This window comes from Streptococcus mitis B6 (assembly GCF_000027165.1).
GTDB lineage: Bacteria > Bacillota > Bacilli > Lactobacillales > Streptococcaceae > Streptococcus > Streptococcus mitis_AR.
Genome location: NC_013853.1, coordinates 549,488 through 569,899, shown reverse-complemented (window position 1 = coordinate 569,899; position 20,412 = coordinate 549,488). Strand labels below are relative to the sequence as shown.

Sequence of the window (20,412 nt, the reverse complement as noted above, 5' to 3'; positions counted from 1 at the left end):
CTCCTGCTCGCTGGAAATATAAGGATAAGATATTGTTCTCAGAATATTTCTTATAAAATTGTAACAGATTCTTGCGGTGCCGCAAAACCTGGTTCTGAGTTTACAGCTTCAGTAGCTGGTGTTGGTCCTGAATAATGGCTTGGAGCTACTTCTGGCTCTTCATACATTGGACCAACTGGATGAGCTGGACTTTCTTCAACAACCGGAGCTGGTGAAACCACTTGTTCCTGCTCAGCTCTTGCTTCGGCTTCTGCAAGTTCCTTATTAGCCGCTTCGATACGCGCTTGCAACTCAGCCATTTCCTCGGGAGAAAACTGGCGAGTAATATCAATTGGTTCTTCCTCTGGATGTTGTTGCAAGACAGAGTCACCTAAGACTTCGCTGACCACTTCTTTGAAAGCTTCATCACTTGTCTGAAGATAAGTCGCTGTTGGGCGCAGAATATCTTCCCAATCTGAAGATTCAACAATTGCTAACTGGCTCTCAATTGTAGATTTAAGACGTTGATGGAAGACACGACTCTTGTTCTTCAATTCTTCTGTTTCAACAGCAACCTTCTTAGCATTGTCAGTTGCTTGACGAAGAATTTCATTTGCCTTGTACTTAGCTTCTTCCAACAAACGTTGGGCATCTTGCTCTGCTTGTTGGATAATATTATTTGAACGTTCCGTTGCAGCTTGTTTTACTCGCTCTGCTGTATCTTGTGCAATCAATACAGACTGGCTCAATGAATCTTTCATCTCATCAAAGTATGACAAACGCTCTTCCAAACTCTTAATATGTAAATCCTTATCATGATTAGAGCGAACCAAATCTTCATAATCACGGACTACAATATCTAAAAATTCATCTACTTCTTCTTGATCAAACCCTCTGAAGCGTGTGCTAAAAGTTTTATCTTTGATTTCTAACGATGTAATTGGCATATTTTTCCTCACTTACTTAATAACAATTGGACCGTTAATTTCTTTTTATCTTTTTTTGTTTGCCCATTATCTCTAATGAGTTTCAATCGACCAAATTTCCTTACACTAATCAAATCACCAACTTGAACTGCATAATCTGATTTTTCAACTAAATGGTAATTAACTTGGACTGCCTGTTTTTCAATTAACTGACTTGCCTGATTTCTAGACAGCTTGAAGACACCTGCTAGAAAAACATCTAATCTAGAACTAGCAATACAAATATCTAATTCTTGATAATCTTCTACTATAGCAATTTTCTCAGTAAAATGCCGTTCTTCTAGACGAACCGGTAAACGAGCAATTTTCGTAATGCCGTCTTGAAAAAGGAGCATAAACTGTCGATTAATGATAATCTGTGCTCTCTCTTCGTTGACTAAGATATCACCAAATAGCTTCCTATCAATTCCCAGCTGATTTAAAACAGTCCCTAATATTTTTGCATGCGTTAGGCGTTCAAACTTATTAGAATAGACTATTTCTTGCAAGGAAAGTTCAAAATCAGAGAATTCTGGCTCAAAATAATCAGGATACAGGAGTACCCGTACATATTCAGTTTCAAGAAACTGCCGACTGCTCATGTAGGAGATGCCGTTGGTTGATGCTAGCACCTTTAAAATCTTTTCTTGATGGGGATTTACAAAAGGTGTTAAAAAAGGAGAATAAGAATCTTCTACCTTTTTTATCCATTCTACTCCCTTATCAATAAAAGACGAATCATTCTTAGAAAAGTGTTGATAAATCATCTTGTTCATAGAAAGATCACTAAAAGTCGAATCAACTGCTCCCCTAGGAAGTGAACTAGTAATACCGCAATCCAGACAGACAAGTCAAGACCTGCAATCTGGAGGGGTAAACGTTGCAAGGGAGCGATTATCGGTTTCACTAAACTAATAATCAAGCGTCCAAGACGTGATTCATAAGCATTGGGAAACCAAGACATCAGAGCAAAAATAATTAAAATCAGTGAATAGATATCCACTGCATTTTGAACAAAACGAATGAGAAAGATCATTATCTCACTCTCGTACGTTTCATATCAAAGCCAAATTCACCATTTTGTGATTCATCTGGGATTTTGATGTCTTCAATATTGACAACCACATCAACTGGTGTCAGCAGGTACATGGTAGATGCTACCTTTTTCATGTTACCAGCTAAAACGTGGCGCGCCCCATCCAGATAATCCAGACAACGACGTGCTTGAACTTCTGTCATATATTGAAAATCAATCAAAATACTTTCGTTACCAGCTAATAAATCAACAATATCTGTGGCATCTTCGTATTTACGTGGATAACGAACATCAATTGTCACCTTATCAGTAGAACGTTGACTTTGCATAGCCAACTCTTGTTGACGGGCATGAAGACGAGTGATGTTTTTATCTTTAGATGGCGTGCTACCAGCTTGTTGAGGCAACTCTTGAACAGAAGGGACTGGAGTCACAATCGGCTCTTCAGCTTTAGGTTGATATGCAGTACCAACATCTTCTCCATCTTCTGTAAAATAATCTATAAATTTATCAAATCTATCTTTTAAAGACATATTTCTTTCCTATTTAAAAAATGCTGTACCAATTCTGACAAATGTTGAGCCAAATTTAATCGCTTCCTTGTAGTCACGACTCATACCCATACTCAAGTCCGTCATTGGCATATTGGGAATTTGTTTTTCTCTAATTTCTAGTTGCAAATCCTGCGTAGCTTTAAAAATCTCTTTCAACTCATCACTACTAGCTTCAAAAGGAGCCATGGTCATCAAGCCGACATATTCAATTTTATCTAAGGTGGCCAATTCTGGCAAGAGCTCTAATAGTTCTTCCCTTGAAAAACCATGTTTGCTCTCTTCCCTTGAGATATTAACTTGTAAGAAACACTTAACAACTCGGTCACTTCTTTTTTGAATTTCCTCTGCTAGCTTTAATGAATCCAAAGCGTGGAAATAATCAACATACTGAATGACATCTTTGACCTTGCGTCTTTGCAAGGTTCCAATCAAATGCCAGGTAATATTTCTATCTTTTAAAGCTTCATATTTCTCAAGAAACTTATCCACACGATTTTCACCAATATGATGCACACCTAGCGGAAGCAAAGCCTCCGCTGTCGGTACGTCTACATATTTTGTAACAGCAACAACCGAAACAGAATTGGCTTCTCTTCCTGACTGCTGACTTGCATCTTTTATTTGTTGAAAAACACGTTCTGTATTTTCTTTCAAATTCATTTACTTAACGATTTTTGAAAAATGGAGGAGTGTCTAATTCATCCTCATCATGTAAAGATGGCGCTTCGAAACGTTCAACTGGTGATACAACTGAATCAGTCGGACGAACAATTGTCTCACGACGCAAGTCCCAATCACCAAATGCTGAAGTTTGAGAAGTTTCTGTGCGACGAGGTGCTGGACTTGGAATTTCTGCAGTTTCAGCCATATCAAACTGACGATTATGATTATGTGTATGACTAGGACTTACTTGTTCATGACGAACAGCTTGTCTTGGTGCATGGCCCACAACTTTTTCAACACGATCTTGACGAACACCAGTTGCAACGACTGTAACACGGATTTCATCTTTCATGTTTTCATCGATAGATGTTCCGAGCCAGATGTTCACTCCTTGACCAGCTGCTTGGTTGACGATCTCTGAAGCTTCTTCTGCCTCAATCAAAGTCAAGTCGAGACCACCAGTAACGTTGACGATGACATCCTCAGCACCGTCAATAGTTGTTTCAAGAAGTGGTGAGTAGATTGCCTTACGAGCTGCTTCTACCACACGTTCTTCACCACTACCGATACCGATACCCATTAAGGCATTCCCTTTATTTGCCATAACTGTTTTCACATCGGCAAAGTCAAGGTTAATCAAACCAGGGTTTGTGATCAAGTCCGTAATCCCTTGAACACCTTGGCGAAGTACGTTATCTGCTTCGCTAAGAGCTTCAAGAAGTGGCGTTTTCTTATCAACAATTTCAAGCAAGTTGTTGTTTGAAATAATCAATAGAGTATCTACATGTTCGCGAAGTTGATTGATTCCTTCCACAGCGTACTGACCACGTTTGCTTCCTTCGAAACCGAAAGGACGTGTCACAACACCAACTGTAAGAGCACCTAGATCTTTAGCAATGCGGGCAATAACAGGAGCTGCACCAGTACCAGAGCCACCCCCCATACCTGCAGTAATGAAGACCATATCTGCTCCAGTAATAGCTTGAGTCAAGGCTTCTTCGCTTTCTTCAGCAGCCTTTTGACCAATTTCAGGTCGACCGCCAGCACCCAAACCACGAGTCAATTTAGGGCCTAACTGAATTACAGTCTCAGCTTTTGTACTACTCAAAGCTTGTACATCTGTGTTTGCTGCGATAAATTCTACGCCTGCAACACCTTCGTCAACCATGCGGTTAATGGCGTTTCCGCCACCTCCACCAACACCGATTACTTTAATAACTGCACCTTGAGCTGCTGCTGTATCAAATGAAAATGTCATAGTTTATTTTTCCTCTTTTATTCATCAAACATGCTTCCGATCAATCCACGGAAACGATCTGCTAATTTCGGTTTATTTTGTGAAGCTTGTTGGAAATCCGCCATTGGTTCTGTAGGAGCCACCGGCTCTACTTCTGGAGCAGGAGCTGGTTGAACAGGCGTTGATTGTACAAACTGAGCTGTTTTCTGAATCATTCCCCCAAAACTAATTGGTTGATGAGCCAGAGCAACTTCACCCTTGACTGCTCTTTGAGCCAAAAGATTGACTTCTGTCAATTGTCCAGCGAATTCCGATAGACTAATCACATGCGCAAAGGCTGGATTGCGAATACCAACTTGGTTTGGAACATAGAGTTTGACACGAACGCCAAAGACTTCTTGAGCCAATTCTACCATACCCGGTAAAATAGCATTTCCACCGATCAAAACAATTCCACCAGGAAGATCCAATAAATGTCTTCTCTCCAAGTCTTGTTTGATTTGTTCAAAGTTATGCTTGATTCGTGCAGAAATAATCTCTGACAAGTAATCTTCTGTCACTTCAACAGGTTCTACTTCCCCAATAGCCTCTACTTGGAAGGTTTCTTTACTTGCAAGAGGAGGGTAAGCCTCTCCATAGTTTAATTTCAAACCTTCAGCTAGTTTTTGTGAAGTCTTCAAGACTTTAGAGATATCTTTTGTGACATAATCTCCACCTTCTTGAAGAATATTTGTAAACTGGAGTTCTTGGTTACGGATTGTAGCGACAGTCGTTTGACCTGCCCCCATATCAATCACTGTAGCACCAAATTCACGTTCACCTTCATTCAAAACTGATTGAACCATTGCTAGTGGTGAAATGATAATATTTTCAACCTGAACACCTGTACGTTCAACTGTCTTACGCAGATTGTGCAAGATAGTACGAGGGCCTGTATAAAGCAAGCCACGCATTTCAAGGCGAACCCCCATCATGCCACGTGGGTCACGAATCCCTTGGAAACCATCCACAATAAATTCTTCAGGAATAAAGGTAATGACTTCACGGTCAGGTGTCATACTCTTTGTCAAAGCTGATTTGACAACATTTTCAACATCTTGATCCGTAATTTCCTTGGTATCAGATGTTACTGGAATCATCCCTTGAGTTGGTTCTACCTGCAAAAGATTACCAGGCAAGCCGACATTCACTGATTTAATCGAAATGCCTGCCTTTTCTTCTGCTTGAGAAATAGCTGACTTGATAGCAGTTGCTGCTGCTTCAATATCAACGATAATCCCATCCTTTACACCTTTACTCTTGGCATTACTTACACCAATTACATTAAGTTCACCATTTCTAAGCTCGGCTACAAGCACCTTGACAGAGCTTGTTCCAATATCTAGACCTGTAAAAAAGCCTTCTCTAGCCATTACATCGCATCCTCTCTATCTTCCAAGTTTCTAACTTCGTAATATTCAATAGCTAAACGTGGGCATAGCTATTCACAGAATATTATAACACAAAAAATCTCATCGTGCTCAGTTTTTTCCTAAATTTACTAGCCAATTTTTTTGTTCGTAACTTCTCAAAGTAACTTCCATCTCTCTCCCAAAACTGGAAGTTAGTCTCAGACGATGAATTATGCTAGAATTAAGTCTGAGACTTTTCGTGAGGAGGTACCTCATGACGAAAAAACAAAAACATCTCACTCTAGAAGACCGTATTGACATCCAAACTGGAATCAGCCAACAGGAGACTTTCCGTTCCATCGCTGAGAAGATGGGGAAAGACCCGTCAACGATTTCAAAGGAAATCAAGCGCAATCGCATCATGCATCCAACATCCGTCAAATCTGATTGCACGGATTGCCCTCTTCTCAAAAAAGCTCCTTATGTCTGTAACAACTGTCCAAAAAAGAGGACGGATTGTGGGTTTAACCGCTATCTTTACTACGCGAAAAAGGCACAGGAGCAGTACGAGACTATGTTGAGGGAATCCAGACAGGGCATTCCCCTAAACAAGGAAAGTTTTTATCAGATGGACAAGGTCTTAACCCAAGGCATCCAGAAGAAACAAAGCATCTACCATATCATTCAGACACATAACCTACCTGTGTCGAAAGCTACGGTGTATCGGCATGCCAAGCTGGGCTATCTGACAGCCAAGCCCATTGATTTCCCTCGGATGGTCACGTTCAAGGAACGCAGAAAATCCAGAAAAGTAGCTATTCCTAAAGAGCTGAAAATTGGGCGGACCTATCAAGATTTCCAAGAGTTACGAGAAACTGATGATTTCTTCAAATGGTTGGAAATGGACACGGTCATCGGCAGACCTGGTGGAAAGCTACTGCTCACCTTCAACGTTTCCTTCTGCAACTTCCTCTTCGCCCTGCTTTTGAACAACAAGACCGCTCTGGAGGTCGCCACTAAATTCGCAGCTTTGAAAGAAAGAGTCATGGACGGAGGGTGTGCGTTCCATCAGCTGTTCCCTGTCATTCTCACAGACAACGGATCTGAGTTCGCCTATGTGGAGGAGCTTGAGCGAGACATTGATGGGAAGTCTCACCTCTACTTCTGCGACCCTAGCCGTCCTGACCAGAAGGGGCGGATTGAGAAGAACCATACGGTTTTGCGAGCCATTCTTCCCAAGGGCACTTCCTTTGACCAGCTGACTCAGAAAGACGTCAATCTAGTCATTTCCCATGTCAATTCCTTGAAACGAGAAGAGTTTCAAGGAAAATCTGCTTACGACATCTTCACCTTCACCTTTGGCGAGGACATCGCTGCTCTTCTGGGTTGCCAATTTGTCAAACCAGAAGACACACACCTATCACCTGATTTATTGAAATAAAGGGAATTTTCCCCTCTAACTACACATCTTATCACCATCGAAAAGTCTCACACTAAACGCTAGCAACTGGAATTTACTCTAAGACGACTCTGTTTTAGGGCTATTTGTCGTGCACTTTTTTCTGAGTCTTTTCGCTTTTGAACCCTTATATATCAAGAAAAAGAAAACCAGTGGAAGTTAGTCTAAGACGGATTTCCACTGATTTCACGCGTTTTTCTCATACTAAAAGCTAGGTTGTGGGAAACTGGAAGTTAGTTTTAGAAGTTACCCAATTTTTTTGTTCGTAACTTCTCAAAGTAACTTCCATCTCTCTCCCAAAACTGGAAGTTAGTCTCAGACGATGAATTATGCTAGAATTAAGTCTGAGACTTTTCGTGAGGAGGTACCTCATGACGAAAAAACAAAAACATCTCACTCTAGAAGACCGTATTGACATCCAAACTGGAATCAGCCAACAGGAGACTTTCCGTTCCATCGCTGAGAAGATGGGGAAAGACCCGTCAACGATTTCAAAGGAAATCAAGCGCAATCGCATCATGCATCCAACATCCGTCAAATCTGATTGCACGGATTGCCCTCTTCTCAAAAAAGCTCCTTATGTCTGTAACAACTGTCCAAAAAAGAGGACGGATTGTGGGTTTAACCGCTATCTTTACTACGCGAAAAAGGCACAGGAGCAGTACGAGACTATGTTGAGGGAATCCAGACAGGGAATTCCCCTAAACAAGGAAAGTTTTTATCAGATGGACAAGGTCTTAACCCAAGGCATCCAGAAGAAACAAAGCATCTACCATATCATTCAGACACATAACCTACCTGTGTCGAAAGCTACGGTGTATCGGCATGCCAAGCTGGGCTATCTGACAGCCAAGCCCATTGATTTCCCTCGGATGGTCACGTTCAAGGAACGCAGAAAATCCAGAAAAGTAGCTATTCCTAAAGAGCTGAAAATTGGGCGGACCTATCAAGATTTCCAAGAGTTACGAGAAACAGATGATTTCTTCAAATGGTTGGAAATGGACACGGTCATCGGCAGACCTGGTGGAAAGCTACTGCTCACCTTCAACGTTTCCTTCTGCAACTTCCTCTTCGCCCTGCTTTTGAACAACAAGACCGCTCTGGAGGTCGCCACTAAATTCGCAGCTTTGAAAGAAAGAGTCATGGACGGAGGGTGTGCGTTCCATCAGCTGTTCCCTGTCATTCTCACAGACAACGGATCTGAGTTCGCCTATGTGGAGGAGCTTGAGCGAGACATTGATGGGAAGTCTCACCTCTACTTCTGCGACCCTAGCCGTCCTGACCAGAAGGGGCGGATTGAGAAGAACCATACGGTTTTGCGAGCCATTCTTCCCAAGGGCACTTCCTTTGACCAGCTGACTCAGAAAGACGTCAATCTAGTCATTTCCCATGTCAATTCCTTGAAACGAGAAGAGTTTCAAGGAAAATCTGCTTACGACATCTTCACCTTCACCTTTGGCGAGGACATCGCTGCTCTTCTGGGTTGCCAATTTGTCAAACCAGAAGACACACACCTATCACCTGATTTATTGAAATAAAGGGAATTTTCCCCTCTAACTACACATCTTATCACCATCGAAAAGTCTCACACTAAACGCTAGCAACTGGAATTTACTCTAAGACGACTCTGTTTTAGGGCTATTTGTCGTGCACTTTTTTCTGAGTCTTTTCGCTTTTGAACCCTTATATATCAAGAAAAAGAAAACCAGTGGAAGTTAGTCTAAGACGGATTTCCACTGATTTCACGCGTTTTTCTCATACTAAAAGCTAGGTTGTGGGAAACTGGAAGTTAGTTTTAGAAGTTACCCAATTTTTTTGTTTTTCTGTTCAGAAATTCATTCACTGTAAACTTTATCAACAATCTGTCTATTGCCAAAAAAGAAAGCTCATTTCTAAGCTTTCTTTGCAATCATTTTTTCTGCTTCTTGTTCTAAAAATAGTTCCAAGATTTTCTTTGTCAAAGTAATCGCTGCTGATAAGGCTAGGGAAACGATTAAATAATTAGCTACTAAGCCATGGTCTCCAACCAATGGTGGTTTTGTCAAGAATCCGTAATCTCCACCTGTTACCAAATTGACCACAAAAATCAAGGCATTTAGGGCAAAGGTCATGAGAAAAATTCTTTTCACATCTAGCATTCTCGCATCGTACTGTCTCAATAGATAAACTAAAGAATTCCCCAAGAGAGCTAAGTGGCCAAAGATAAAGGATAAAATCGTAATATGTGGGAAAGGATAGGCATCTGACACTGGATAAACAAAGGCTGCTAATGTCCCAAATGTTCCTAGTAATGCAAAATACTGTCTATATTTAGACTGACCAGGAAGCAAAAGCACCACAAACATAGCCATACGGCAATGGTAAAAGGGTAAACTTTCTGACAGTGGCATATGATTGACCCCATACCAACCATAAAGAAGGATTAACTGAACGGCCTGTAAAATCTGGAAAAAGCGTTGGCAAGCCTTCTTTTCACGATAGCGATAAGCTGTAAAAAATGTTAAGGCTAAGAGCGTAAATAGACTAACATACCAAAAAAGGTCAAATTTAGGTGGTTCTGTTGCTTGGGTCGTAAAGAAAATATCCCATAAATTCATCTAGTTTTCCTCATAATTCAAAATTTTCCTGCATTTTATTATACCATGCTACTTGTCAAAAATGGATTTAGAAATACGTAAATGTTTGACAAAATCACTTGTCTTCATTTTCTAAACATTCTACCAATTTGGCTAGATTCATAGAGTTAGAACCTTTTAGCAAGATTTGGTCATTAGCTCCTAGACTTTCCTTAACCTGCTTGACTAGGTCTTCAAATTGGTCTTTGTCTTCTGTTTTCTTGAAGTAGTAAACGTGGCCGATTGGGAACATTTGACTGGCAAGTTGGGCCAATTCAGCAATGTCTTCTCCGTAGAAAATCACGGTATCAAGCACATCTGGTGAGAGGCTCAAAATCATCTGGTTATGGAGCTGAACAGACTGGTCACCGAGTTCCTTCATGTCCGCTAAGACAGCGATTTTCTTGCCACCTTCGTTGGCTGGAATGGCAGAGAAAGTCTCTAAAATCAGCTTCATAGCAGTTGGATTGGCATTGTAAACATCTGATAAGATATCTGCTCCATTGGCTGCTTTCTTCCACTCGGTACGGTTACGCGTCAATTCAAGATTTTGGAAGGCCTGACGAATCTGCTCCTCTGAAACTCCTTCTTGTAGGGCAACATAAGACGCAATCATAGCATTAGTGGCATTGTACTTACCAGTCACTGGCAAATCAAGGACTTGTTCCAAGAAATTAGCCTTAAAGGTCAGACTATCCTTGCGCTCAACCAAGTCTGTAATTTCTAACTCAGCTCCTTGCCCAAAACGGACCACTTTTTTATCTGTAGGCAAGTAGTTCTCTACAATCGGGTCAGCTGGTGCCAAAAGCAAAGAATCTGGTGCCATACCATCAGCAATTTGCATTTTCCCTTTAGCAATCTCCGAACGGTCTTTGAAAAAGGCCAAATGAGCCTCTCCAACCAAGGTCACAATGGCTGTCTTAGGATGAGCCAATTCAGACAAAAGATGGATATCTCCTAGGTGATCCTGTCCCATCTCCAAGACCAACTTTTCTGTCCCTTCAGGCATGTGGAGAACTGTGTAGGGAAGGCCAATTTCGTTATTGTAATTGCCCTGAGTTTTGTAGGTCTTGTATTTTGTTGACAATAAATGTGCCAACATATCCTTGGTAGTCGTCTTGCCATTTGAACCCGTTACTGCAAAGACATCAACTGCCGTTTTTTCAAGATAGTAGGCTGCGAGGATTTGAAAGGCAGTCAAGACATCGTCTACTAGAATGTAGGGATGATTTGCAATCTCTTTCTCAGACAAGGTTACTACTGCACCATTTTCAAAAGCTGTTTCGATAAAGTCATGACCATCACGCGCACCCTTGAGGGGCACAAATAAATCTCCTGTCGCAATCAAACGACTGTCAAACTCAGCTTTCTCTAACTGGGTATCCTCAAAGATGCTGATATCATTTTTAGCTCCGACAACTTGGGCCACTTCATGAATTGTTAATTTCATTTCCACTCCTTTAAAAAGGGTCGAAGTCCGAGAACTCTGATCACCTTACCGTGATGGTCCTGGCTTCTACCCTCTCTTTCATTTTTATAGCAAATGCGCTTCGCGCTTGACAAAACTTTCCTTGGCAAGTTCCACCAGACGCTCGATTAGTTCTGGGTAGCTGATTCCCATATTGTCCCAAAGCAGTGGATACATAGACCACTGGGTAAAACCTGGCATGGTATTCAGCTCGTTTAGGAAAATCTCTCCCTTATCTGTATAGAAGAAATCGCAACGAGAGAGACCGAGACCGCCAATGGCACGAAAGGCTGTTTCTGCATTTTGGCGCATGACAGCCACTACATCATCACTGATTTTGGCTGGGATGTCCATGGTAATCTTGTTGTCAATATACTTGGCATCGTAGTCATAAAAGGCAACATCCTTGACTACTTCCCCTGGAAGCGTGCTTTTGACATCGTAGTTGCCCAAGAGACCAACCTCGATTTCACGGGCATTTACCCCTTGCTCTACCAAGACACGGCTGTCATATTGGAAGGCAAGTTTCAAAGCTTGACGGAGTTCTTCTTGGTTTTCAGATTTTGAAATACCGACACTTGAACCCATGTTTGATGGTTTTGTGAAGACTGGATAATTCAATTTTTCTTCAACTTCGGTGATTTTAGAAGTCACATCATCGCCTTCAACGATAGCCACATAAGGAACTTGAGCAATCCCGACAGATTCTAACACACGCTTGGTAGTGATTTTGTCCATGGCAAGGCTAGATGACAAGATATTACATCCGACATACGGCATTTTCAAAACTTCCAAGAATCCTTGAACAGAGCCATCTTCTCCCATCGGACCGTGAAGAACTGGAAAGACAACTGCACCTTCTTCGTAAATAGCACTTGGTGCAACCTGCTTATCCCAATCAATGGTTTCATTGGTCATGAGACGGTCCTCTTGACCTGGAGTCTGACTAAATTCCTGCGTTTTGATAAAGTCACCAGACTGGCTGATAAAGAAAGTCTTAACTGTGAAACGGTCGTAATTGACCGCACGCATGACACTTTCCGCTGAAAGGACAGAGACTTCGCGTTCCGCACTCCGTCCACCATATAAAAGAATAATCGTTTGTTTCATATTATTTGTCCTAATTCTACTAGAATACTCGCTCTTTAGTATATCATATTTGCTTGTTTTTTTAAAACTTGAACCTGATCCTACTCATCACACTATACAAAAAGAGGCCGATATGAACGATTTTCAGCCTCCTTAATTTTTTATAAATGAATGGAGTTCGTAAATTTGTCTACACTTACAACTCTGTTCGATTTTCAATAGCCCGTAAGAGGGTCACTTCGTCCGCATACTCGATATCTGCTCCCACAGCAAGGCCTCGTGCCAAGCGCGTAACCTTGATCCCAGCTGGCTTGAGTAAGCGGGAAAGATACATGGAAGTCGCTTCCCCATCTGCTGTGGCATTGGTTGCTACGATTACTTCTGAAACCTCACTATCCATCAGACGAGTCATGAGGCTCTTGAGATTGATATCGTCTGGACTGATACCATTCATAGGGGAAATGAGGCCATGCAGGACATGATAGAGTCCATGGTATTCTTGGATATTTTCCATGGTCGCCACATCCCGACTATCCTCTAGCACCAAAATCGTTGTCTGGTCACGAGTCGGATCGGTACAGATAGAACAAGGATCGTCGTCTGTCAAACGTCCACAAATAGAACAGTAGGTCAATTCTCTCTTAGCAGAAAGGAGATTTTTTGCAAATTCATTGACATCGTCATCAGACATCCCAATCGTATAAAAGGCTAGACGGGTTGCTGTCTTAATCCCAATACCAGGAAGTTTGGAATAACTGTCAATCAACTTAGCAATAGGTGTTGGATAAAGCATGGCTTCCTTTCTAGTTCATTGGATGGTGTTGGTTATATAAATTGATAATGTCGCGAGCAATTGCTGGCCCAACATTTTTGGTTAAATTGGTATTATGAGGAAAGACTACTGCAACTGCAATTTGAGGATTTTCTGTTGGAGCATAGGCCACGGCATTGGTATTATTAGCTTCTTGACCACCAGCTACATAGCTTTCACCTGTACCGGTCTTACCACTGATAGAAACAGTGGCGCCATCTGAAAACGCCCGTCCTGTCGTAAGGGGACTAGTTCCATGCGATACTTGGTAAAATCCTTGGTGCAAGATACTCATATCGGAGTCGGATATATTGACCTTATTCATCTCTGTCGGTTGCAGTTGCTGAATCAAGTCACCCAGTCCTCCCTTATCATTATTACCATAAATGCCTTCAACAATACGAGGAGCCACACGAACACCATCATTTGCAATAGTTGCTACATACTGAGCCAACTGCATGGGCGTATAGTTATCAAACTGCCCAAAGGCATTGGTGATGTAATTAGCAAAGCTATACTCTTTGGGAACAAATCCAGTAGATTCATCTGGTAGGTCAATTCCGGTCGCAGCCCCCAAGCCATATTCGCCAAAGGTCGCACGAAGTTTTCCCATAGCTGTTTCCAAATTGCTGGTTCCAACAAACATATTTGGTTGATAGGTCTGGCCCATGATTCCAAGAGCGGTTTGAACCATGTAAGCATTGGATGAATACTCCAAGGCTTCCACAGCTGTAATAGGAAAAGATCCATATGCCAATTTATACCAAGAATAAATTGGAGCTGAACCTTGGAAAACAATAGGCTGATCTGTTAAGGTTTGGTTTCCTGATAAAACACCATTTTCCCAACCTGAGCTGATGGTAGCGGCCTTAACAACCGAACCTGGGATAAAGACATTGGTTACCGTTCCCAAGGAATCAGGAGTCAACTCTCCCGTTTTCAGGTCATGTTTGAGTCCTGACATAGACAAAACAGCACCTGTTTTGGGGTTAAGGGCGACTGCATACACACCCTCAGAATACTTGGCTCCACCATTTCCTAGCTCGGAATTGAAATAACTTTTCAGCAAAGCATCCACGCTATCTTGGAAGGCCAAATCAATGGTCAGTTTGATATTGTTTCCCTTACTACCTTCCTCAATTGTGTCCACGCTTTCCATATTGCCATATTTATCCAGATGGATTTCTTTTACCGAGCGTTTTCCTTGTAAGGTCTCTTCATATTGCTTTTCCAAATAGGAGGTTCCAACACGGTCATTTAGAGAATAGCCCTTTTTAAGATAGGCTTCTGCTTCTTCCGCTGGGAGACCGGCTTTTTCACTGGATACACTCCCTACTATAGAAGAAAGGGAAGTTTCCAAAATCTTTCGATCCCAAGAAGTAGAAATACTAATGCCAGGCATCTCCTTTGAAATAGAGGCAATAACAGCCACCTGAGAATCATTTAGAGGATCTGTCGCAATGGTTCCTGTCGCAAAGTTTCCAACAGCATTTAACTGACTAAAAAGATAGATTTCTTTCTTTTCATCCTCTGTATAGTTTAGTTGACTTGTTGGGACACTATCGACCGCATTGTTATACAGTTCTGATTCGGATAGGCGATTGCCATCTGAATCCAAGCGTTTCTCACTTGGGAGAGCCTCCACTGTTTTTTTATAGATTTCAGGATCAGCCAAATAGTAATCAGCCAGCTGGCGTTCTGTCAAATTTGGCGAACTGATGCTCACATAAGTCAGTAACTTTTTAGCTATTTCTTTTAAGTCTGTAGCCGTCATTTTATTACTACGCGTAAAGGAAACAACCTGCTTTAACGTATTTTCTACCAAAGGTTTTCCACTAGCATCATAAATTTCCCCACGAGCAGAACTGGTTGTGACCTTGGTCTGACTAGCTGAGGCTAGCTTTTTTTCGTAAAAATCCTTGTTCAAAACCTGCATATACAACAAACGACCAATAATGGTCATAAAGAGCAAAATGACGATTGAAAACAATAAATTAAGCCGAATCGGAATCGAATGGCTGTTAAATTTTCTCATACAAATCAGTCTCATTTCTAACTTAAAATCTTACTCTTAATTGTACCACAATTTGAGCAGAAAATTATGGAAAAGTAAGAAGCTTTTTTCGTTTTTACAGTAAGATACGTTTTTATTTATTCATCCCTATATTATATGTTATAATGAATGTAAAAGTTCAATAATCTAGTCTTTTTCCAACACGACTCATTTAAAGGAGCCTTCCCTATGGACAAACCAGATATCGCAACTGTCATTGATTCACATTTTGAAGAAATGACAGACCTAGAGCAAGAAATCGCTCGCTATTTTTTACAAGCAGAAACCATTCAAGATGACCTTTCCTCCCAACAGGTCACTCAAAAATTACATATCTCTCAGGCTGCACTAACTCGCTTTGCTAAAAAGTGTGGCTTTACTGGCTACCGAGAATTTATTTTCCAATACCAACATGAGGCAGAAAATCAAGCCAACCAAGTCTTCAAGCACAGTCCACTGACCAAACGAGTCCTCAGAAGCTATAGCAATATGAGGGAACAAACACAAGACTTGATTGACGAAGTCCAACTAGAACGAATTGCCCAATTAATCGAAGATGCTGAGCGTGTCTACTTCTTCGGAACAGGGAGTTCTGGCCTTGTCGCTCGTGAAATGAAATTACGCTTCATGCGTCTGGGCGTGGTCTGCGAAGCTTTAACCGATCAAGACGGCTTTGCTTGGACAACCAGCATTATGGATGAAAATTGTCTCGTACTTGGTTTCTCACTTTCTGGCGCAACTCCCTCTATTTTAGACAGTTTATTAGACGCCAAGGAGATGGGGGCAAAGACTGTACTCTTTTCAAGTGTTCCCAATAAAGATAGCCAGACCTATACAGAGACCGTTCTCGTTGCTAGCCACAACCAACCTTCCTACATCCAACGTATATCCGCTCAACTTCCTATGCTCTTCTTTATCGATTTGATTTATGCCTACTTTTTGGAAATCAATCGTGAAAGCAAGGAGAAAATCTTTAATAGCTACTGGGAAAATAAAAAACTCAATGGCTATCGTAGACAAAAACGTGTCAGAAAATCCTAGTTTGGCTCAGCCAAACTAGGATTTTTATTCATCACTAAATATACCTCTTCAAGATTATGAATCAGTCGTATCTTGACTTAGTCTTAAATAATTTCATGTAATCACTTTTTGAAGGGAGTAAATAAGCAAGTCTGACGGTATCCTCAACAATTGTATATAATACGATGTAATCCTTACTCAAGGTCAATCCTCGCGTTTGGTAGTGAGGATCTAATTTCTTACCAAATTTTTCATCGGCATCAAATCCAGCTTGGGGGAAAATTTTTAGCCGATTAATATCTTTTCTAATATTGGCTACTTTTCGTCTCGCAGCCTCTACAGAACCGATTTCCTCCGCTATATACTGATATCTTTTATCCAGACTATCAATCACTCTAGGAGAATACAAAATCCTATATCTTTTATAATCCATAGCGTGTCACGACATCCTCATCTGTCAAGTAATTTCCAGCCTCAATCTTGGCATAACTTTCTTGAACTTCTGCTTGTAATTGTCTAAACAAGTACTCTTTCTCTAATTCCTCTTCACTCAGTAAATCTACTTCATTTGTTACGGCAACATTCTTTAAAAATAATCTGAGTGCCGATGAAAGAGAGAGATTTTGTTCTTTTAACACTTCCATGGCATCATTTACCAATTCTCTATTAGCTTGGAAGGTCACAATTTTATTTAGATTTGCTATAGACATTTTATATAACTCCTTTATATATTTTATTTATTATCTCACAATTATAAAGAAAGTCAAGGGAACTTGATTAGAAAATCCTAGTTTGGCATTGCCAAACTAGGATTGTTTTGTATTGATACTCTTCGAAAATCAAATTCAAACCACGTCAGCTTCGCCTTGCCGTAGATATATGATTACTGACTTCGTCAGTCTTATCTACAACCTCAAAACAATGTTTTGAGCAACCTACGGCTAACTTCCTAGTTTGCTCTTTGATTTTCATTGAGTATAAAATGATAATAGGCACCCAACATGCCTGCTGTATTTTGGTGATGGGCGAATTCTAATCGTGTTTTTTCAGCTAGGCTTGGCACCAAGGCATCTTTCAAGGCTGTACGGATCTTGGGTTTGAGGATAGCCTCTTGTCCCATGATACCACCACCGAGAATGACTACTTCTGGATTAGCCACATAGCAAATATTAGCTAAACCTTTTCCTAGATAGTCTACCATACGGTCAATACCAGCCATACAGATTTTGTTTCCTTCAGTAGCTTCCTTAAAGATGCGTCGGCCATTCCACTGGTCAACATCTTCTCCATGTGCTTCAGCTACATATTTCACTAAAGCTGTTGTAGAAGCCAAATCTTGGAACGCTCCATCCTGCATATGCATATAACCCACTTCACAGGCTGAATTGCTAAATCCATGGAAGACTTTCCCATCCATAATCAAACAACCACCGATACCTGTTCCAATGGTCAAGCAAAGGGTCACACTTGCTCCCTTACCAGATCCCGAAACTGCTTCTGCAAGGCCTGCACAGTTGACATCATTTTCAATTTCACAAGGAATGTCAAAGCTAGTCTCGATTTCCTTCTTGAACTGGGTACCTGCATAGTTTGGAATCTGTGGGCCAGCATAGAAAATCTCACCCTTGTCAGGATCCACCATACCTGCTGAAGAAATGGCAACACCTGCTACAGAATCTTTTTCAAGATAACTAGCTACAATCTGTTTGGTTTTCTCTAAAATATGGGGGCCACCCTTATGTGCCTCTGTCGGTATCTCATGCGATTCAAGAAGTTGGCCTTCTTGGTCGATCAAACCATATTTGATATTGGTTCCACCGATATCAATTGCAACGTAGTGTGTCATAAATACCTCCTTATAGATTAGAGGAAGCGCTCCTTAGTTTCACGAATCAAGGCTGCAGCTGCTTCCACAACTGGACGATCTTCTTCAGTTACTGGTGTCAAAGGTGAACGAACAGAACCAATATTCAAGCCTTCATTGATCTTCAAGACTTCCTTAATCACACCGTACATATTTCCATGTGCAGAAGTGAGTTTACCAATGATAGCGTTGATAGCATACTGCAATTCACGCGCTGTTTCCAAGTCTTTGTCAGCAATCAATTGATTGAGTTTCAAGAAGAGTTCTGGCATAGCACCATAAGTACCACCGATACCAGCTTTGGCACCCATGAGGCGACCACCTAGGAACTGTTCATCTGGACCGTTAAAGACGATATGGTCTTCCCCACCAAGGCTGACAAAGGTTTGGATATCTTGAACTGGCATAGAAGAGTTCTTCACACCGATAACACGAGGATTCTTCAACATTTCAGTGTAGAGACTTGGCGTCAAAGCAACCCCTGCCAATTGAGGAATGTTGTAGATAACATAGTCTGTGTTTGGAGCTGCAGAACTAATATCGTTCCAGTATTTAGCGACTGAGTATTCTGGCAAGCGGAAGTAAATTGGTGGAATTGTTGCAATGGCATCTACTCCCAAGCTTTCTGCATGGCGAGCTAGTTCCATACTGTCTTTAGTATTGTTGCAGGCAACATGAGCAATGATGGTCAATTTACCTTTAGCAACTGCCATGACTTCTTCCAAAATCAACTTGCGATCTGCTACGCTTTGGTAGATACATTCACCAGAAGAACCATTGACATAAAGACCTTGAACACCTTTATCAATGAAGTATTGAACTAAGGCACGCGTACGTTCTGGACTTACTTCTCCTTGTTCATCATAACATGCGTAGAAGGCTGGAATGACACCTTCGTATTTTTTCAAATCTGACATAGATTTTCTCCTATTATTTTTATTTTCTGCTAAAAGCAGGATTTATTCTTTACGTGTTTAGTATACACCTTGTAAAAAACGCTTTCAACATCTTGTGTATACTTAGATTTTAGTTTCGATATGAATTTTGAAATGTTTATGGCTTGAAAGTAGTTTCAGAAACAAGCCATCCTATTGGTATTTTGCGAAAATTTTCTCCATCAATCCAGTCTGTAGAAATACCAAGAGCCCAAACCCAAAAAGCAGGAAGGCTGAGCCACCTAAAAGTAAACTGAAGGCGGACAGATAAAGAACCATCACAATGAGAAAGAGAATAACTAACATGAGGAAGAACCAAGGAAAGTTAAAACTTGCCAAGATAAGTCCTTTTTGTAGCACTTCTTTCCAAGTCAAATCATATCGCGCAGCTATAGGATAGCTAGCCAACATCACGATAGTGAGGAAGATAAGAACGCCTAGACAAATAGCTTTTACCATTTGGAAAGGCATAGCTGTCTGCCCCCAGAAGAGATAGAGGTCTAGAAGGCTTAATAAGATGATACCCAACTCAAGCAGACCTAACTGAAGACCTAGCTTCAGATTTTGCTTGAAAGCTCTTAGATAGATTTTAAAGACAGGCACACGTCTGCTCTTCTTAATCTCAAACATAGTCTCGTAGAGACTAATTTTAGCCACTCCAATCGTCACGATGGGCAAACAAGAGACGACAAAAAGAAGATTGGCTGTCACGATATCCAAGACCTTCTCACTAAAACGCATGAGAAAGTTATCTGTATCAAATGCTGCCTTGATAAGGCTTACTCCTTTTTGTGCCATGTTTGCTCCTCCTGATTTTTTAATCAATCAAAATTTTAAAGAGATATTTGCGAACCTTTTTTTCCATACCTGCATAACCATTTGGCTGATGTGGTTCTCCTGGGAAGAAAATCGCAAAATTGTGATAACCCAACAAGAGTGGGTAGTGTTCATGACAATGGACAAAACCAATATCACTTGCTTCGTCAAATGCTACTGCTTCATCTTTGATACGTGAACCGTAGCTCGAATATTCATGCCCTTCTACCAACAAATGCAAGTCTGCATAGTTCTTGTGATGTTCAAACTGGTCATTTTCAGCTTTATTTAGGGCATTTTCTTGAACAACCAGAAAAACCTTGTCACCATCAATCTCATATTTTCCTAACTCGAATGAATCTTTACGATGTTCATAAAGATAATCAATTGCCTTGTCAAGATTGGGATGAATCCCTTTATAGAAGCTAATATTTTTCAAATCGTCAAAAATCATTAT

The 20,412-nt window shown here is 41.0% G+C and carries 21 protein-coding genes; 3 read left to right on the top strand and 18 right to left on the bottom strand.

Annotated elements, in window-relative coordinates:
* Positions 1 to 50: 50 nt before the first annotated feature.
* The 7 genes from SMI_RS03170 to ftsA are packed head-to-tail and all read right to left on the bottom strand — an operon-like array spanning position 51 to position 5,846.
* Positions 51 to 926, bottom strand: a complete 876-nt coding sequence (locus SMI_RS03170) for a DivIVA domain-containing protein (RefSeq protein ID WP_001123209.1) — start codon at positions 924 to 926, stop codon at positions 51 to 53.
* Between the two features lie 8 nt (positions 927 to 934).
* On the bottom strand, positions 935 to 1,720 hold the full coding sequence (locus SMI_RS03165; protein ID WP_001038449.1) for an RNA-binding protein: 786 nt from the start codon (positions 1,718 to 1,720) through the stop codon (positions 935 to 937).
* On the bottom strand, positions 1,717 to 1,980 hold the full coding sequence (locus SMI_RS03160) for a YggT family protein (protein ID WP_000576495.1): 264 nt from the start codon (positions 1,978 to 1,980) through the stop codon (positions 1,717 to 1,719). Before SMI_RS03160 ends, SMI_RS03165 begins: the two co-directional genes overlap by 4 nt.
* The gene (locus tag SMI_RS03155) at positions 1,980 to 2,513 is read right to left on the bottom strand and encodes a cell division protein SepF (protein ID WP_000053356.1); all 534 of its coding nucleotides are present in this window, start codon (positions 2,511 to 2,513) and stop codon (positions 1,980 to 1,982) included. The genes SMI_RS03160 and SMI_RS03155 overlap by 1 nt, the downstream gene beginning before the upstream one ends.
* Positions 2,514 to 2,522: 9 nt before the next feature.
* Complete coding sequence (locus tag SMI_RS03150) at positions 2,523 to 3,194, bottom strand: YggS family pyridoxal phosphate-dependent enzyme (protein WP_001049394.1); 672 nt, start codon at positions 3,192 to 3,194, stop codon at positions 2,523 to 2,525.
* Positions 3,195 to 3,198: 4 nt separating this feature from the next.
* Complete coding sequence (ftsZ, locus tag SMI_RS03145) at positions 3,199 to 4,455, bottom strand: cell division protein FtsZ (RefSeq protein WP_000144255.1); 1,257 nt, start codon at positions 4,453 to 4,455, stop codon at positions 3,199 to 3,201.
* Positions 4,456 to 4,472: 17 nt separating this feature from the next.
* A complete protein-coding gene (gene ftsA / locus SMI_RS03140; RefSeq protein WP_000090383.1) occupies positions 4,473 to 5,846 on the bottom strand; it encodes a cell division protein FtsA in 1,374 nt (457 codons plus the stop codon).
* Between the two features lie 253 nt (positions 5,847 to 6,099).
* Between ftsA and SMI_RS03135 the strand changes: the two genes are divergently transcribed.
* Together SMI_RS03135 and SMI_RS03130 are read left to right on the top strand one after the other, a co-directional pair.
* Positions 6,100 to 7,266, top strand: coding sequence for an IS30-like element ISSmi1 family transposase (locus SMI_RS03135; RefSeq protein ID WP_000163009.1), 1,167 nt, complete (start codon positions 6,100 to 6,102; stop codon positions 7,264 to 7,266).
* 389 nt (positions 7,267 to 7,655) lie between these two features.
* On the top strand, positions 7,656 to 8,822 hold the full coding sequence (locus SMI_RS03130; protein WP_000163009.1) for an IS30-like element ISSmi1 family transposase: 1,167 nt from the start codon (positions 7,656 to 7,658) through the stop codon (positions 8,820 to 8,822).
* 354 nt (positions 8,823 to 9,176) lie between these two features.
* Here the strand turns inward: SMI_RS03130 and SMI_RS03125 are convergent, their stop codons facing one another.
* From SMI_RS03125 to pbp2b, 5 genes are all read right to left on the bottom strand, one after another.
* On the bottom strand, positions 9,177 to 9,881 hold the full coding sequence (locus SMI_RS03125; protein ID WP_001055240.1) for a TIGR02206 family membrane protein: 705 nt from the start codon (positions 9,879 to 9,881) through the stop codon (positions 9,177 to 9,179).
* 94 nt (positions 9,882 to 9,975) lie between these two features.
* Entirely contained in the window at positions 9,976 to 11,349 is a 1,374-nt protein-coding gene (locus tag SMI_RS03120) for a UDP-N-acetylmuramoyl-tripeptide--D-alanyl-D-alanine ligase (RefSeq protein ID WP_000778743.1), read from the bottom strand.
* Between the two features lie 84 nt (positions 11,350 to 11,433).
* Complete coding sequence (locus tag SMI_RS03115) at positions 11,434 to 12,477, bottom strand: D-alanine--D-alanine ligase (protein ID WP_000814687.1); 1,044 nt, start codon at positions 12,475 to 12,477, stop codon at positions 11,434 to 11,436.
* A 175-nt stretch (positions 12,478 to 12,652) separates the two neighbouring features.
* Positions 12,653 to 13,249: a recombination mediator RecR gene (gene recR, locus SMI_RS03110; RefSeq protein WP_000966756.1), complete on the bottom strand. Its 597-nt coding sequence runs from the start codon at positions 13,247 to 13,249 to the stop codon at positions 12,653 to 12,655.
* 10 nt (positions 13,250 to 13,259) lie between these two features.
* Positions 13,260 to 15,317: a penicillin-binding protein 2B gene (pbp2b, locus tag SMI_RS03105; protein WP_012972469.1), complete on the bottom strand. Its 2,058-nt coding sequence runs from the start codon at positions 15,315 to 15,317 to the stop codon at positions 13,260 to 13,262.
* A gap of 192 nt (positions 15,318 to 15,509) precedes the next feature.
* On the opposite strand from pbp2b, the gene SMI_RS03100 reads away from it, so the two are divergent.
* A complete protein-coding gene (locus SMI_RS03100; RefSeq protein WP_000360347.1) occupies positions 15,510 to 16,361 on the top strand; it encodes a MurR/RpiR family transcriptional regulator in 852 nt (283 codons plus the stop codon).
* A 61-nt stretch (positions 16,362 to 16,422) separates the two neighbouring features.
* Here the strand turns inward: SMI_RS03100 and SMI_RS03095 are convergent, their stop codons facing one another.
* The 6 genes from SMI_RS03095 to SMI_RS03070 form a co-directional block, all read right to left on the bottom strand.
* Positions 16,423 to 16,773: a type II toxin-antitoxin system RelE/ParE family toxin gene (locus SMI_RS03095; RefSeq protein ID WP_000384973.1), complete on the bottom strand. Its 351-nt coding sequence runs from the start codon at positions 16,771 to 16,773 to the stop codon at positions 16,423 to 16,425.
* Entirely contained in the window at positions 16,763 to 17,050 is a 288-nt protein-coding gene (locus SMI_RS03090) for a hypothetical protein (RefSeq protein ID WP_000020412.1), read from the bottom strand. Before SMI_RS03090 ends, SMI_RS03095 begins: the two co-directional genes overlap by 11 nt.
* Before the next feature lie 239 nt (positions 17,051 to 17,289).
* Positions 17,290 to 18,186, bottom strand: coding sequence for an ROK family protein (locus SMI_RS03085; RefSeq protein ID WP_000150236.1), 897 nt, complete (start codon positions 18,184 to 18,186; stop codon positions 17,290 to 17,292).
* 17 nt (positions 18,187 to 18,203) lie between these two features.
* The gene (locus SMI_RS03080; RefSeq protein WP_001281520.1) at positions 18,204 to 19,121 is read right to left on the bottom strand and encodes a dihydrodipicolinate synthase family protein; all 918 of its coding nucleotides are present in this window, start codon (positions 19,119 to 19,121) and stop codon (positions 18,204 to 18,206) included.
* A gap of 171 nt (positions 19,122 to 19,292) precedes the next feature.
* A complete protein-coding gene (locus tag SMI_RS03075; RefSeq protein WP_000057475.1) occupies positions 19,293 to 19,937 on the bottom strand; it encodes a YesL family protein in 645 nt (214 codons plus the stop codon).
* Positions 19,938 to 19,956: 19 nt separating this feature from the next.
* Positions 19,957 to 20,409: a YhcH/YjgK/YiaL family protein gene (locus SMI_RS03070; RefSeq protein ID WP_000575438.1), complete on the bottom strand. Its 453-nt coding sequence runs from the start codon at positions 20,407 to 20,409 to the stop codon at positions 19,957 to 19,959.
* Between the last annotated feature and the right edge of the window lie 3 nt (positions 20,410 to 20,412).

Coding starts and splice junctions, on each gene's coding strand:
- SMI_RS03085 (WP_000150236.1), bottom strand. CDS start 18,186: ATGACACACTACGTTGCAATTGATATCGGTGGAACCAATATCAAATAT.
- recR (WP_000966756.1), bottom strand. CDS start 13,249: ATGCTTTATCCAACACCTATTGCTAAGTTGATTGACAGTTATTCCAAA.
- SMI_RS03165 (WP_001038449.1), bottom strand. CDS start 1,720: ATGAACAAGATGATTTATCAACACTTTTCTAAGAATGATTCGTCTTTT.
- SMI_RS03155 (WP_000053356.1), bottom strand. CDS start 2,513: ATGTCTTTAAAAGATAGATTTGATAAATTTATAGATTATTTTACAGAA.
- SMI_RS03115 (WP_000814687.1), bottom strand. CDS start 12,477: ATGAAACAAACGATTATTCTTTTATATGGTGGACGGAGTGCGGAACGC.
- SMI_RS03120 (WP_000778743.1), bottom strand. CDS start 11,349: ATGAAATTAACAATTCATGAAGTGGCCCAAGTTGTCGGAGCTAAAAAT.
- SMI_RS03075 (WP_000057475.1), bottom strand. CDS start 19,937: ATGGCACAAAAAGGAGTAAGCCTTATCAAGGCAGCATTTGATACAGAT.
- SMI_RS03070 (WP_000575438.1), bottom strand. CDS start 20,409: ATGATTTTTGACGATTTGAAAAATATTAGCTTCTATAAAGGGATTCAT.
- pbp2b (WP_012972469.1), bottom strand. CDS start 15,317: ATGAGACTGATTTGTATGAGAAAATTTAACAGCCATTCGATTCCGATT.
- SMI_RS03090 (WP_000020412.1), bottom strand. CDS start 17,050: ATGTCTATAGCAAATCTAAATAAAATTGTGACCTTCCAAGCTAATAGA.
- SMI_RS03130 (WP_000163009.1), top strand. CDS start 7,656: ATGACGAAAAAACAAAAACATCTCACTCTAGAAGACCGTATTGACATC.
- SMI_RS03095 (WP_000384973.1), bottom strand. CDS start 16,773: ATGGATTATAAAAGATATAGGATTTTGTATTCTCCTAGAGTGATTGAT.
- SMI_RS03125 (WP_001055240.1), bottom strand. CDS start 9,881: ATGAATTTATGGGATATTTTCTTTACGACCCAAGCAACAGAACCACCT.
- SMI_RS03100 (WP_000360347.1), top strand. CDS start 15,510: ATGGACAAACCAGATATCGCAACTGTCATTGATTCACATTTTGAAGAA.
- SMI_RS03080 (WP_001281520.1), bottom strand. CDS start 19,121: ATGTCAGATTTGAAAAAATACGAAGGTGTCATTCCAGCCTTCTACGCA.
- SMI_RS03160 (WP_000576495.1), bottom strand. CDS start 1,980: ATGATCTTTCTCATTCGTTTTGTTCAAAATGCAGTGGATATCTATTCA.
- ftsA (WP_000090383.1), bottom strand. CDS start 5,846: ATGGCTAGAGAAGGCTTTTTTACAGGTCTAGATATTGGAACAAGCTCT.
- SMI_RS03170 (WP_001123209.1), bottom strand. CDS start 926: ATGCCAATTACATCGTTAGAAATCAAAGATAAAACTTTTAGCACACGC.
- ftsZ (WP_000144255.1), bottom strand. CDS start 4,455: ATGACATTTTCATTTGATACAGCAGCAGCTCAAGGTGCAGTTATTAAA.
- SMI_RS03135 (WP_000163009.1), top strand. CDS start 6,100: ATGACGAAAAAACAAAAACATCTCACTCTAGAAGACCGTATTGACATC.
- SMI_RS03150 (WP_001049394.1), bottom strand. CDS start 3,194: ATGAATTTGAAAGAAAATACAGAACGTGTTTTTCAACAAATAAAAGAT.